The following is a 12099-nucleotide window of genomic DNA, read 5'->3' as shown; positions in this document are numbered from 1 at the left end:
TCTTTTTCTGCTGCTGTCACCGGTCAGCCTGCTGCCTTTATAGAAATAAACTGTTTTTATTCCTTTCATTTTTTGCTGTTCACGGTAACGGCGCCATTCGCGGATCATAGATCCGCAAATGGCGCCGCTTCAGACATCACTTTTTCTGATTTTTGCTGCAAGAAGGCGGTGAATGATCCAGAAGGCCGTTCCATAGACCACGCTCACCGCCGCGATGATTCCTATCCATATCCCTGATTCTTTCTGAAATCCGCCATTGCACAGAACAAATAAAACTGCGACAACAACCCCGGCTGCAAGAAACAAAAGTTCATTCAAAAGAAATGTTCTCCTCGTTATCAGGTTTTTGCAAAGCCAGCGCAGATAAAGATTCTGCACAAAATCCAGCAGGATGACGAGAATCACCAGCCGGTAAAATCCCCTTGGCGGGGGAAAATCTGCTCCTGCCAGAAGGATGGATATCCAGCCGGCAGAAAACAGGATACTTTCTATTATCCGAATTTTTTTCCAGTTTCTACTTTCCATTCTCACTCGGCTCTTCCATTTCCGCTGCCGGTTTTTTCTTCTGTATGATCAACTGATGTCCACTGTAAATCGCCAGGACCATACAGATGCAGGAGCTGATTGCCCAGAAATGATGTCCATTCTTCTCTTTCTTTCTGCGATATCCGGAAAGCATCGCCATCATCATACAGGCAAATGCTCCCAATGACCAGTATTTGTGTGATCTCATCCTTTACCTCCGTTAATGGTTCTCGACCCTGTTTTGTTAACTGATCCCTCTGTTCTGCATAAAAGAAAAGATTAGTTCTTCCCGCAGCATTTCTTATATTTCTTTCCGGACCCGCATGGACACGGATCATTCGGATAAATTTTTTTCTCTTTCCATAACGGACCATAAGTGGTTCCATGCCGCAGAAAACCTTCGGCCAGATTCCCTCGAATTGCAGTTGGCATCCATGTCCACCGCATCAAATTCTTTCTCTATTCTCTTCGCTTCCAGTTCAGTAATCATAGGTTATCTCCTCCGAAATAATTTCCAATCGTTATCTTTTCCCTCAGGCAAAACTCTCCCAGTCCGTCTCAGAAAAAGCGCGGTTATAAGCCGCCAGGGTTCTCGGATCAAAGAGAACAAACCTTATGATTTCAAGTTTGCCCGGGTTCTGTACGCAGAAGTCCTTTACTGTTCTCACAGCAATCGCTGCTGCCTGATCCAATGGATAACTGTACACACCGGTCGAAACAGACGGAAACGCAATTGTCCTGATTCCATGGTCTGCAGCGCACTGCAGAGAATTCCGATACGCGCTGGTCAGAAGTTCCGGCTCACCATCGTTCCCGCCATGCCAAATTGGCCCAACGGTATGGATCACATATTTGCACGGAAGCTTATATGCTCCCGTGATCTTTGCCTCGCCTGTCTGACAGCCATGCAGTGTCCGGCATTCAGCGAGCAGTTCCGGTCCGGCAGCCCGATGGATGGCGCCGTCTACACCGCCGCCTCCAAGGAGGCTGTTGTTCGCCGCGTTCACGATTGCCTCCAGATCATCCACTTTTGTGATGTCACCTTGAACGATTTGTATCCTGACGCTCATAATGTATACTTGTTCTCCTCTCCCCAAAAAAATGCAGATTATACAGTCAGTATCTCAACGTACATCAGCTCCTCCAAAGGGGCTTCAATCGTATTCCCGCTGTTTACATAGTTTAGATAATCCTGTAATTCCATCTTTTATGATTCCTTTGCTGTTCAAAAAGCCCTGTCAAGCCGCAGTACCAGATGTAAAAATGCGAACTTTCCGGATGTTCTCTTTCCGCAGTTCCCAGAATGTTGCCTGTATCGTAGCACCTCTCCGTGTCCAATCATTGTCCAAAGGCGTGAGATCAAATACTCGTTCCCAGTTTTTATCAACGAACGCTTTCTTGTTCTTTTCCGGTAATCCGTTGTATTCATTCTCTAATCGCTCATACTCTTCCTCTGAATCAGACAAAAGTCCATGAAGCAGGATAACACTCCAGTTTTCGAAATCAGAGAGGACCACACAGTCGTCAGAAATATCGATTTCCATACAGGCAAATTGCTCACCATTCCTTCCGCACTGCCATCGTTCCCTGCGAAGATCTGGCTTTTTTCGAACTCCATCTTGCATATACCAGGCCCATACCGGGTACGAAACTCCTTCCGGCGGGCTGCCGATCTTAATTTTCATTTTCCGAACAAGCCAGTCATAGTCGTCTCTGAAATCTGTCCATATTGATTTTTCAAAATCGCACCGGTAAATTCCACTTTCCTGAATTTGCTCATATACAGCAATCGGCTGAATTGTCCATAAAACCAATCGTCCTTCCCTTTTTCACTGCTTTGGCTATGAGAAGCGAATAAATCTTTGAAAGCTTCATTTCAAAAACACTTTGTCTTGCCATACTGGTATCCTTTCTAAATATAACATACCAATACATATCCGGAAAAGTAATATATCTTCTGCAAAAAAACAGAGAGTACGATTTTACGTCGCACTCTCCGCCAAATATTTATCGACTGCTTTTCTTCTTTTTTAAATGAACAATGCCCGCCACACACATTCCAACAGAAGCAATCATGGAAAGGAACCATGTGTACAGATTGTTTGTATCTCCTGTCTGAGGATTTTCAGATATCTTGTTTGCCGTCACTGCTTTTGTGGTCTGATTCGTTTTTGTGTGAGTAACCGAACCCTTCTTTACACTCGGCTTGCTCGATGTATCCGGCTTGCTCGGCTTACTTGGTGTGTCCGGCTTGCTTGGTGTATCCGGATTGTCTGGTGTATCCGGATTGCTCGGCGTATCCGGGGTACTCGGTGTGTCCGGATTGCTCGGTGTATCCGGGTTGCTCGGTGTATCCGGGTTGCTCGGTGTATCCGGGTTGCTCGGTGTATCCGGGTTGCTCGGTGTGTCCGGATTGTCTGGATTATTCTTTGGGGTTGTTTCGGTAAATTGCGTGGTCAGCATTACCTTATCCGCCTTATCCCCGTTCGCGTTGACATCCCTGCCCTCTGCGTCCTGCATGGCTCCCCATACGTAAGAAACATTGCCTTTGACGCGGTTATGGCCGACGTTGGGCTTCTGCTGCCATTGCAATCGACGGAGCAGATAAACTGGACGCAAGAAGCACAGAGAGCACAAAAGCCTCCATCCTCTTTTGCTTTCTTCTTTTCATAGAACCTCCCTTTGTACTGTTTAAAAGTATCTGCATGATTCCATCGTTTAGGCATGCGTTTACCTTACTAAATTTGTACACAATAACAACTATACTATAGCAGAAACCCACACGTTTTTCAATCATTTATGTTTATCGTTATAAATGACCTGTGATTTATTATTCAAAGGTATTCCGCGCCTTACATATAATGTATCAGCAATGCCGCCTTCGCGGTTTTCGTTCCTGGGTTTCTGTAAGTATGCGCAGCAGAAGCATCAAACATCAGTGCATCATCTTTCGCAAGCTCATGGCACTCACCGCCGGTTTCCAGAACCATTTCCCCTTCCAGCAGCATGATGTACTCGAAGCTGTTGGAAGAATGCCCGATCGAAGTATGCTCACACCCCGGTTCCGCCTCAATCTGATAAAGCTCAAAATTCCTGTCAGCGGTCTTGGTATAATAGGGAAAGATATGATATTTATCTTCTGTCAGTTCAGAGATGTCCTTTTTCCGGATATGAAGCGCTGTACTTACAGGCATTTCAAGAAGACTGGTATAAGGGAGATGAAATGCTCCCGTTATCTTCCAGATCGTATTGATCGTGGGATTGGAATCCCCCTTTTCAATCTTAGACAGAATCACCTTGCTGACTCCCGCCAGCTCAGCGAGCTGCCCCAGGCTAAGCTTTCGTTCTTCTCTCAGTCTTTTCAGATTATATGCGATGATCTGTCCTGCTTCCATGTCCCATCTCCGAAAAAATGTTTTCCATCTTGTAAATTATGCCGGACAGTGCTATGATGTGTCCGTTATATTTATTTTACATTTTGTTAGATAGAATTTCAAGGAGATTTTTCATGAAGACCAGAGCGTTCAAGGCCGCTTTTCCATATACCATACCGATCTTTGCCGGTTTCTGGTTTCTTGCGTTTGCCTACGGGATTCTGATGAATGTAAACGGATTCTCATTTGTCTATCCCATGCTGATGAGCTTACTCATCTATGGCGGTTCTCTCGAGTTCATTGTGGTAACCATGCTCCTGTCTCCGTTCGCGCCGATGGCAGCCCTGATCATCACGCTTCTTGTGCAGGCCAGACACCTGTTTTACGGAATCACCATGCTGGATCGTTTCAAGGACACCGGATGGAAGAAGTTTTACCTGATCTTCGGGATGTGCGACGAGACGTTTTCCATTAACTATACAGCAGAGATCCCGGAAGACGTTGATCGAGGATGGTTCCTGTTCTTCGTCACTCTCCTGAACCAAATTTACTGGGTATCCGGAGCTACTGTCGGCGGATGGATCGGCTCCCTGCTGAAGTTCAATACAAAAGGCCTTGACTTTGTCATGACCGCCATGTTTGTCACCATCTTTATGAACCAGTGGATGAAGGAAGAGCAGAAATATACCGGTCTCATCGGCATCGGAGCCACCCTTGTATGCCTCATCATTTTCGGAGCCGATTCTTTTATGGTTCCAGCCATGCTGGTCATTCTGGCACTTCTGATCCTGTTCCGAAAACCGATTGAACCATTTTACCAACAGAAGGAGACAAATCAACTATGAGTCCAATGACGCTGTCCGAACAGATTATCACCATCGCCATCTGCGCAGCGGGAACAATGCTGACAAGATTCCTGCCGTTTCTTATTTTTTCCTCAAAGAAACCAACTCCGAAATTTATTGTTTACCTTGGCAAAGCTCTGCCCTGCGCCGTTTTCGGGATGCTTGTGATCTACTGTCTGAAAAATGTATCCCTGTTCTCAGGCTCACACGGCATCCCTGAGTTGATTGCCATAGCTGCAACTGCAGGTCTTCATCTGTGGAAAAAGCAGATGCTGTTATCCATTGCCGGCGGAACCATTCTCTATATGCTGCTTGTTCAGTTTGTATTTTAAAATGCCCCTCTGATGACGCCTGAAATGCCCGCTTGATTTTTAGCAGCAAGCCGGAATCTGTATCCTTTTCCCAATTTTATTCCCTGTTATTAAAATTGCAGAAAGGATGTCGTTCTCTATCAGATCGACGAGAAGCCTGTCACCCGTTTGGAAATGAATAAAAAAGCAGGTGCTCCGCCTGGAGTGCCTGCCTTTTTTTATTATTCTTGTTTCTCCATAATAACGATTGTCTTACCCTTAGACTTCCCACGTTTTACCTTTGCCATTGCTTCATTAATCTGATCCAGGCGAAAGATCTCATCAATAGATGTTTCCAGCGGATGATCCTTGTCAAAAACTTTTCCAATATTCCCCAGCTGATGTCCATCTTCATGTACAAAGAGAAAATCATACGTCTGATCTTTCTTCGCTGCCATCTTGTCGTATTTTCTTCCTGCCATTTGACATAGGATTCGCTTAAACAAAGACATACCACTTCGTTTTGCAAACCGGCCATTTGGCAAGCCTCGCAGAGATACAAGACTGCCGCCTTTTTTCAACACCTTGAATTCATTTGGAAGTTCACGGTCCCCAAGCGTATCAAGGACATGATCTATATCTGCTAATACATCCGCATAGTTTTCTTTCTTATAGTCAATAAATCTCTCTGTGCCAAGCCTTTTTACACGCTCTTCATTTTCCTCACTTCCGTTCGTGTATACATGCAGCCCAAGACTTTTGGCGACAGGAATTGCCATTGCACCAAGACTTCCGGTTCCTCCCGAGATAAATACAGATTCACCTGCCTTTGCCTTCATGATTTCAAAAGCTTGCATCGCGGTCAGTGCAGTAAGCGGAACTGTCGCTGCTTCTTCAAATGATAAATAGTCCGGAATCACAGCAAGGGCAGACTCTTTTACCGCTGCATATTCTGCAAAAGCACCGATTTTCTTCAGAGGCATCCTCCCGTAAACCCTATCTCCAGGTTGAAACTGTGCGGCGTTCTTTCCTGTTTTTTCAACAATACCAGCGAACTCATTTCCCATAATAAGCGGCATTCTGTATGGGACGATCAGCTTCACTTCGCCCCGAACGATCATATTGTCAAGCGGATTGACAGCCGCTGCTTCGATTTTTACGAGAACCTCGTCATTTCCCGGAACAGGGACAGACACCTCTCGGATTTCAAGTTCTGTACCATTTTTGTCGTAGTGTGTAAGTACTGCTGCCTTCATTCCGTCGCCTCCTTCTCGTTCTGCTCATCGACATACACACGCATGTTGCTGATACAATCCGCCAGTGTGATGCCCGCAAGCTCTTTTTCCACGCACTCCTCCATATTCCGAAACATTCCGTTCAAAACGGGACGAATGTTATGCCCGACAATACAGGCGTCATTCGGATTCTGATGGATATCAAACAGATGCAGGGAATTCGTTTCCGTAACAGACCTGTAGATATCAAGAAGTGAGATATCCTCCGGTTTTCTGACCAACCGAAATCCGCTGATGCCACGGCGTCCCTCAATAATTTCTGCTTTTCTAAGTCTTGTCGTCAGCTTTCGGATATAACTTGCGTTTGTTCCGACACTTGCTGCGATCTGTTCAGAATTCATCGGCGTCTCCGATTCCGAAATCAGGATCAGCGCATGGATGGCAGATGAAAATTTCGTATCCATAGTTACCCCTCCAACTCAAACGTTGCTATGTATTCGGTATTCTCCGCTACCGGAATACCAGGATCAGTCTGGATGAATCTGCCTTTTAATCCACTTTCTTCAGCAGCGATTTCAAAATGACAGAGAGCAATCCCCAAATCTACTTTCTGAATATCCCCCGTAGATTCCTTTGCATATCCTTTCGTCTTCTTTTCATAAAAATGCACCCTGTCCTTCTCAGCAACGGCTCTCCAGGGCTGCTTATTTGTAGCAGAAGGCGCAAGCCTTACCATCTCCAATGGCAGATTCCATATCCCGCTGGCCGCCTGATTTAATGGCTTCTGAAAATCATCCTGAAAAAACAATTGTTCAAACGGACGGCGGCTGTCCGATTTCAGGCCTTTCCGCATCATACCCTCACGAATGGAACGTTTCTCAGCGGCAAAGCCAAGAGGTGTTACTGCAGGCATCACTTCATCTTCCTTCAAATGCACAGCTTTTTCAAATGCTTTGCGATCAATCGTCGCAGCCAGCCATACCGTACCCAGCCCCAGAGACGTTGCATAGAGAACAAACTTCTCGAATGCATACCCAAATGAAATTTCTGCATTCTTCTGTCGTCTGTATTTTCCCGCTATATATGTATCTGCACCAATGATCACCGGACTGCTGACATTATCATTTTTTGCATTCAGAATCGTAAACTCGATTGGAACCTCAAACAGACCGGTGTCTTTCTGAAGATAGTTCTTCACTTTGTCCAGAGTCTGCTCCGGAATCTCCTGTTTTTTATAGGTTCGCACACTTTTTCTCTCTCTGATCACTTCTGTATTCATATATCTTTTTCCTTTCGCTCTTAATGTATTTGTATCTGCTACAGATACATTATCAGGCGTTCCTGCTTTTGTCAATAGAAAAATTCGACCTTATCTATTTGCTAAAGACCAGCAACGAATAAAAGAGCAGGCGCTCCATCTGCAGTGCCTGCTCCATTTTTATCGAAACCTTTGTTTCTACCTCTGATTACAAATCATATTCATACATACTGGAATTTACATAGTTCCTGCCCTATCCGATAGGCATTTTCCAAATCCTTAGGAAAATCCTTTTCGTGTACTAATTTCTTTTTACTTTCATCAAAGCTTGCCATATTGAACTTCGAATAATCCGATACTTGCAAAGTATCATAGCAGGGATACAGGATTACCTTACCACCCAGCATTTCCAGTTCTTTGGCATACTCTTCAAATTTTGCTTTATATAGACGCTCGTAGAACTCTTTGGTAGCGTTCATGCTGACGAACAACCCGACGTTTACTTTACCCTTAAAGTAATTGCTGTAATCGTCATAGGACAGCGAACAGAAATGCAGGCGCTCTAACAATTCGAAATAACGGCTCGTCGGCCTTCCCAGATAAATCGCCGTTCCGATCAGCAACGTATCCGCACGAAATATTTTATCAATGATTGGTGATAAGTCGTCTTTCCAATAGCAATGACATCTTTCTACACCTTTTCGCTTGCAGAGCATGCAGCCTCTGCATCCGGTAAAAGTCAGATCGTATAAGTCAATATACTCAACTTCTGCTCCTGCATCTCTTGCGCCATCTGCTGCTGCTTTAAGCAATTTAGCAGTATTCCCGGCTTTTCTCGGGCTTGCGTTTAATACCATAACCTTCATAGTAAGTCCCTTCCTCCAATTATACGATCGAATATCCTTCCGATGCCAAGACATTTAATGCCCTGTCAAGGTTTTCTTCCTTTACAAAGATATAGTCTGTATTATACGTGGAAACTGCGAAGATGCCTATTTTATGATCCGCAAGAATGCCTGACAGCTTTGACAGAATTCCAATCAAAGAAAAATTCAGCGTTCCCTGAATACGAAAACCTTTCCATCCATCATCCCGCTCAACAGTCTCAACCGGAGTATCTTCCGTTTTACAAACTAAGGAAATCTCTTCATCTGTTCTGCCAATAAAATAGAATTCAGACGTCATGTCTATGTCTGATACATTCTTCACCTTACAAACAGTCAGATTGTGCGCTATCTTTTTCAATTCCATATAACCTAATCTCCAAATAAATTCTGATTGAGATTTCATCTATTTTAAGAGATTTAATAACTGTTGTATTTTGTTATTAGATCTTCTGTAAACCCTTAAAAGCACCGGGTTTGTCGCAGGTGAGCTTTCCCTTGTTGTTTCCTTTGTATGATATCGTCCCGTCAGCGTTTATAAACGCTGATAAGGGAAAATACAAGGGTCAAAAAATCTATAAAACAGTATAACACAAAATAAAAGTGAAAATCTATAAAGCAGTATAACGCAAAATAAAAGTGGCATGGTGAACTGGTTGTATATACCGCTTCCGTAGTGCACACTGCGCGCTATAATAGAGCAGGTCTTCCGCTGTTTTAGTGCACCCTTTCCGCACTGCACAGCAGAGCGGAAACTTTTCTCCTACGATGCCATCGCGGATGAGATCCTCCGACTCCGGGACATGCGGAAGCAGTCCGAGGTTGACAGCGTGGTCAAGGACGAACAGATGCGCCTGATTCAAGACCTGCAGGACTTTATCAAGCAACAGCCTACCACCATCACAGAGTTTGGCGAAGAACTGGTCAAGCGCCTGATGACGAAGATCACCGTCTTGATAGGGGCATCGGAGGGCTTCATTTCCGATGTTACAGACAAGATCCTCCCACAGATCGAAGAATGGCAGAACCGGCCGCTTGCCGCGGTATATCCGATCATATTCATCGATGCCATCCATTTCTCCGTACGGGAGGATAGTATCGTTCACAAGGTGGCCGCATATGTGGTTCTGGGAATCAACACCGAAGGAAAGAAGGAAGTCCTTTCTCTGGTCATCGGCGAGAACGAGAGCAGCAAATACTGGCTCACTGTATTGAATTCATTGAAAAATCGTGGTGTCCAGGACATTTTGATCCTATGCTCGGACGGACTCTCCGGGATCAAAGAGGCGATCACAACTGCTTACCCGGAGACGGAACAGCAGCGCTGCATCGTCCATATGGTACGAAATACGCTGAAATATGTGGCAAACAAAGACATGAAAGAATTCGCCAAAGATCTGAAAACAGTCTATACGGCGGTAGATGAAGAAGCCACTCTGGAGCAGCTCGAAAGAGTGAAAGGAAAATGGTCGCCGCAGTACCCGTATGCCATGAAACGATGGTATGAGAACTGGGATGCCGTTTCTCCGATCTTCAAGTTTTCCGCGGACGTTCGGAAGGCATTTTACACGACCAATGCGATCGAGTCGCTTAATGCCACGCTGCGCAGGCTGAACCGTCAGAGGTCCGTATTTCCAAGCGCTCAGACACTTCTGAAGGCTCTGTACCTGGCCACGTTCGAAGCCACCAGAAAATGGACGATGCCGATCCGGAACTGGGGTCAGATCCTGGGAGAACTGGCGATCATGTACCCGGACAGGATCCCAGAATAGAAAAATCAGCTGATATGCCGAAACCAGAAATGCCCGGAATTGCCGGGTGTCCTTGACATGCCAGCCGATTTCTGATAAACAGTAGACAGGTGCTGAAGGGAAGTTTTTCCCATTCAGATATATCTCATCTCATGAAAGGCCCCAAATTACAGAAAGAATTTCATGCTCCCTTTGTTCCAAAATAATGTAGCAGGCAATGCCTGCCACATTATTTTACTTTTTCGTAAATATCCTTACATTTTGTGATATTTTTGAATATATTTGCCGGATATGAATCCGGGAATATTTCCTTTATAGAATCAGTAATCGGTTTAATCAGGCTATCCACAAGTTTGTATGTTCGATTTTGTAATTGCTCTCCATATAGCGGCTTGTCCGAAAAATTAACATCCTTTTTCAGCTGCTGTAATACGCAATATGCAATAAACCTATTTCCATGTATTGTAACAAGCCTTTCTTTGCCAGAAAGCTCTTGCTTTCTCTTTCTCAATTCTTTGTCTACATATCTCACAATCATAACACTGTTCAATAATTCATTTGTGTTAATTCCTGCATTTATCAGGACTTTATAAGGTGGCTTAGTAATATCTTCAGATAAAGCGCCAATATTTCTTTTTGCCGTTGCAGAATAAGATATATCACTGTTCAGGCACGCCATAGCAATAATAGCCTCATCAAAAGTGAGTTGGCAAGACGGGTCTGTCATATCGTCTCCACTCTTATATAAATATGAAAAATGTGCAAAGCTCAAATCCTGTCTTATTTTTTCCTGTACCGGATCCATGGAAGCAAAATCCCGGTTTTCAATTCTATTCTGAGTATTTGACAACTTAGTGATCCTCGCCGCTGCTTCATCAGTTGCCTGACTTAGATCGATAATCTGAATCATTACTCTTGCTTTGACGGTTTGTTCCTTATGGTTTAAATATACATGTCCTATTGTTCCAGTTGTTTGCGCTCCGTTTACAAGAGAGACTCCTTCAAGCATAAACAAGCCTGTTTCATTTGTTGTTGCGTTTTTTAGCTTCCTTTTTACAGACTTACAAAGTATTTTAATTCCATTGTTATAAAAAATAAAATTTTCCGGTTCATGAAGAAGAACTTGCTCCATACCGTCATTAACTGATGTATTTCCTTTGTAATATCTGATATTCTTTGCAAACAACAGATTTCCATATTCCTGATACCATTCGCCTATAGTTGCTGCTGAAATAGTTCCATAATAAGCTGAGTATGGTTCAGAAATTTTCCCCCAATTTGATATCATTACATCGTCTAATGAAATTTCTTCAGGCCCTTGCCCTTTGGCAAAATAAGAATATATGTCATTTAAAGTAATCTCATCGAATTTTAATATTTCATTATCCTCATCGTTTGTATGATCAAGTAATATTTTCATTGGCCTAAAAGCATAATCATTCACTTTTTGATCACCTGTATGAATATAAACTGCTTGAATCTGATACCCGAAGGATGTTAATGCTTCTTCTATGTTATCCCTCTCCGCAATTATTTTTTGATTTGCCCCATCAAGGTCCATATCTATTATTCTGCTTACACCGTCAGCAAACGTATGCATTTCAGACTGAGAAACGCCACCTTTGCCATCATTTCTCCATTTACTTTGCACTAGAAAAAGCATTTTTTGAGATTCATCCAGGTAGATCGAATCAATTCCCATATCATGATAATTGTCTGTTATATGGGAGCAGCTGCTGTCCACATCCAAACCACTTTTCATCATCAAGGCTAAACCCGCTAATGTGCGTGTCAGAAAATGGTTATCATTGGGCATTGTCAAGTCACTCATATCCACTTTATTCTGAAAAACTTCCTGCAGCTTATTAGTAACTCTTCTCATTTTGATGTCATTTGCCATTATTTCTACCTCATAGAGATTATCTGGAATAATTAAA

Annotated in this window: 16 protein-coding genes and 1 pseudogene; 3 read left to right on the top strand and 14 right to left on the bottom strand. The window is 43.7% G+C overall.

The genetic code is table 11. The annotated features are described in order from the left end of the window. Nucleotides 1–129: 129 nt before the first annotated feature. The 8 genes from CXIVA_RS14035 to CXIVA_RS09475 form a co-directional block, all read right to left on the bottom strand. Complete coding sequence (locus CXIVA_RS14035; RefSeq protein ID WP_013977813.1) at nucleotides 130–318, bottom strand: hypothetical protein; 189 nt, start codon at nucleotides 316–318, stop codon at nucleotides 130–132. A gap of 196 nt (nucleotides 319–514) precedes the next feature. Then, a complete protein-coding gene (locus CXIVA_RS09495) occupies nucleotides 515–733 on the bottom strand; it encodes a DUF6219 family protein (RefSeq protein WP_013977812.1) in 219 nt (72 codons plus the stop codon). Between the two features lie 71 nt (nucleotides 734–804). Then, entirely contained in the window at nucleotides 805–873 is a 69-nt protein-coding gene (locus tag CXIVA_RS13915; RefSeq protein ID WP_347475649.1) for an SEC-C metal-binding domain-containing protein, read from the bottom strand. Further along, on the bottom strand, nucleotides 860–1015 hold the full coding sequence (locus tag CXIVA_RS14155; RefSeq protein ID WP_013977811.1) for a hypothetical protein: 156 nt from the start codon (nucleotides 1013–1015) through the stop codon (nucleotides 860–862). The genes CXIVA_RS13915 and CXIVA_RS14155 overlap by 14 nt, the downstream gene beginning before the upstream one ends. 43 nt (nucleotides 1016–1058) lie before the next feature. Further along, on the bottom strand, nucleotides 1059–1595 hold the full coding sequence (locus CXIVA_RS09490; protein ID WP_013977810.1) for an O-acetyl-ADP-ribose deacetylase: 537 nt from the start codon (nucleotides 1593–1595) through the stop codon (nucleotides 1059–1061). A gap of 168 nt (nucleotides 1596–1763) precedes the next feature. Continuing rightward, nucleotides 1764–2339: a DUF3841 domain-containing protein gene (locus CXIVA_RS09485; RefSeq protein ID WP_013977809.1), complete on the bottom strand. Its 576-nt coding sequence runs from the start codon at nucleotides 2337–2339 to the stop codon at nucleotides 1764–1766. A 193-nt stretch (nucleotides 2340–2532) separates the two neighbouring features. Further along, the gene (locus tag CXIVA_RS14510) at nucleotides 2533–3045 is read right to left on the bottom strand and encodes an LPXTG cell wall anchor domain-containing protein (RefSeq protein ID WP_013977808.1); all 513 of its coding nucleotides are present in this window, start codon (nucleotides 3043–3045) and stop codon (nucleotides 2533–2535) included. Nucleotides 3046–3377: 332 nt separating this feature from the next. Then, entirely contained in the window at nucleotides 3378–3920 is a 543-nt protein-coding gene (locus CXIVA_RS09475) for an XRE family transcriptional regulator (RefSeq protein ID WP_013977806.1), read from the bottom strand. 113 nt (nucleotides 3921–4033) lie between these two features. Between CXIVA_RS09475 and CXIVA_RS09470 the strand changes: the two genes are divergently transcribed. Next, nucleotides 4034–4744 carry an AzlC family ABC transporter permease gene (locus CXIVA_RS09470; protein ID WP_013977805.1) on the top strand — a complete coding sequence of 237 codons (711 nt, stop codon included), beginning with the start codon at nucleotides 4034–4036 and terminating at the stop codon, nucleotides 4742–4744. Nucleotides 4745–4749: 5 nt separating this feature from the next. Next, nucleotides 4750–5076, top strand: coding sequence for a branched-chain amino acid transporter permease (locus CXIVA_RS09465; RefSeq protein ID WP_041728917.1), 327 nt, complete (start codon nucleotides 4750–4752; stop codon nucleotides 5074–5076). Between the two features lie 200 nt (nucleotides 5077–5276). On the opposite strand, the gene CXIVA_RS09460 is transcribed toward CXIVA_RS09465, so the two are convergent. From CXIVA_RS09460 to CXIVA_RS09440, 5 genes are all read right to left on the bottom strand, one after another. Then, on the bottom strand, nucleotides 5277–6290 hold the full coding sequence (locus CXIVA_RS09460) for an NADP-dependent oxidoreductase (protein ID WP_013977803.1): 1014 nt from the start codon (nucleotides 6288–6290) through the stop codon (nucleotides 5277–5279). Next, nucleotides 6287–6733: an Rrf2 family transcriptional regulator gene (locus tag CXIVA_RS09455; protein WP_013977802.1), complete on the bottom strand. Its 447-nt coding sequence runs from the start codon at nucleotides 6731–6733 to the stop codon at nucleotides 6287–6289. The genes CXIVA_RS09460 and CXIVA_RS09455 overlap by 4 nt, the downstream gene beginning before the upstream one ends. A gap of 2 nt (nucleotides 6734–6735) precedes the next feature. Further along, nucleotides 6736–7548, bottom strand: a complete 813-nt coding sequence (locus tag CXIVA_RS09450; protein WP_013977801.1) for a nitroreductase family protein — start codon at nucleotides 7546–7548, stop codon at nucleotides 6736–6738. 200 nt (nucleotides 7549–7748) lie between these two features. Beyond that, nucleotides 7749–8393, bottom strand: a complete 645-nt coding sequence (locus CXIVA_RS09445) for a flavodoxin family protein (RefSeq protein WP_013977800.1) — start codon at nucleotides 8391–8393, stop codon at nucleotides 7749–7751. A gap of 19 nt (nucleotides 8394–8412) precedes the next feature. Continuing rightward, nucleotides 8413–8778 (bottom strand): ACT domain-containing protein, encoded by a 366-nt coding sequence (locus CXIVA_RS09440; RefSeq protein ID WP_013977799.1) that lies wholly within the window; start codon nucleotides 8776–8778, stop codon nucleotides 8413–8415. Nucleotides 8779–9274: 496 nt separating this feature from the next. Between CXIVA_RS09440 and CXIVA_RS09435 the strand changes: the two are divergent. Next, nucleotides 9275–10183 (top strand): annotated as a pseudogene (locus CXIVA_RS09435) (IS256 family transposase); the annotation flags it as partial. A gap of 208 nt (nucleotides 10184–10391) precedes the next feature. Here the strand turns inward: CXIVA_RS09435 and CXIVA_RS09430 are convergent. Then, nucleotides 10392–12062 (bottom strand): AIPR family protein, encoded by a 1671-nt coding sequence (locus CXIVA_RS09430; protein ID WP_013977797.1) that lies wholly within the window; start codon nucleotides 12060–12062, stop codon nucleotides 10392–10394. Nucleotides 12063–12099 lie beyond the last annotated feature (37 nt).

It is taken from the genome of Clostridium sp. SY8519, assembly GCF_000270305.1.
Taxonomy (GTDB): domain Bacteria; phylum Bacillota; class Clostridia; order Lachnospirales; family Lachnospiraceae; genus SY8519.
The sequence above is the reverse complement of the archived record's forward strand: the minus strand, read 5'-3'. Positions and strand labels throughout refer to the sequence as shown.

Excerpts from the sequence above, each read along its gene's own strand:
- CXIVA_RS09495 (WP_013977812.1), bottom strand. The coding sequence starts at position 733 with ATGAGATCACACAAATACTGGTCATTGGGAGCATTTGCCTGTATGATG.
- CXIVA_RS14155 (WP_013977811.1), bottom strand. The coding sequence starts at position 1,015 with ATGATTACTGAACTGGAAGCGAAGAGAATAGAGAAAGAATTTGATGCG.
- CXIVA_RS09490 (WP_013977810.1), bottom strand. The coding sequence starts at position 1,595 with ATGAGCGTCAGGATACAAATCGTTCAAGGTGACATCACAAAAGTGGAT.
- CXIVA_RS14510 (WP_013977808.1), bottom strand. The coding sequence starts at position 3,045 with ATGCAGGACGCAGAGGGCAGGGATGTCAACGCGAACGGGGATAAGGCG.
- CXIVA_RS09475 (WP_013977806.1), bottom strand. The coding sequence starts at position 3,920 with ATGGAAGCAGGACAGATCATCGCATATAATCTGAAAAGACTGAGAGAA.
- CXIVA_RS09470 (WP_013977805.1), top strand. The coding sequence starts at position 4,034 with ATGAAGACCAGAGCGTTCAAGGCCGCTTTTCCATATACCATACCGATC.
- CXIVA_RS09465 (WP_041728917.1), top strand. The coding sequence starts at position 4,750 with ATGACGCTGTCCGAACAGATTATCACCATCGCCATCTGCGCAGCGGGA.
- CXIVA_RS09460 (WP_013977803.1), bottom strand. The coding sequence starts at position 6,290 with ATGAAGGCAGCAGTACTTACACACTACGACAAAAATGGTACAGAACTT.
- CXIVA_RS09455 (WP_013977802.1), bottom strand. The coding sequence starts at position 6,733 with ATGGATACGAAATTTTCATCTGCCATCCATGCGCTGATCCTGATTTCG.
- CXIVA_RS09450 (WP_013977801.1), bottom strand. The coding sequence starts at position 7,548 with ATGAATACAGAAGTGATCAGAGAGAGAAAAAGTGTGCGAACCTATAAA.
- CXIVA_RS09445 (WP_013977800.1), bottom strand. The coding sequence starts at position 8,393 with ATGAAGGTTATGGTATTAAACGCAAGCCCGAGAAAAGCCGGGAATACT.
- CXIVA_RS09440 (WP_013977799.1), bottom strand. The coding sequence starts at position 8,778 with ATGGAATTGAAAAAGATAGCGCACAATCTGACTGTTTGTAAGGTGAAG.
- CXIVA_RS09430 (WP_013977797.1), bottom strand. The coding sequence starts at position 12,062 with ATGGCAAATGACATCAAAATGAGAAGAGTTACTAATAAGCTGCAGGAA.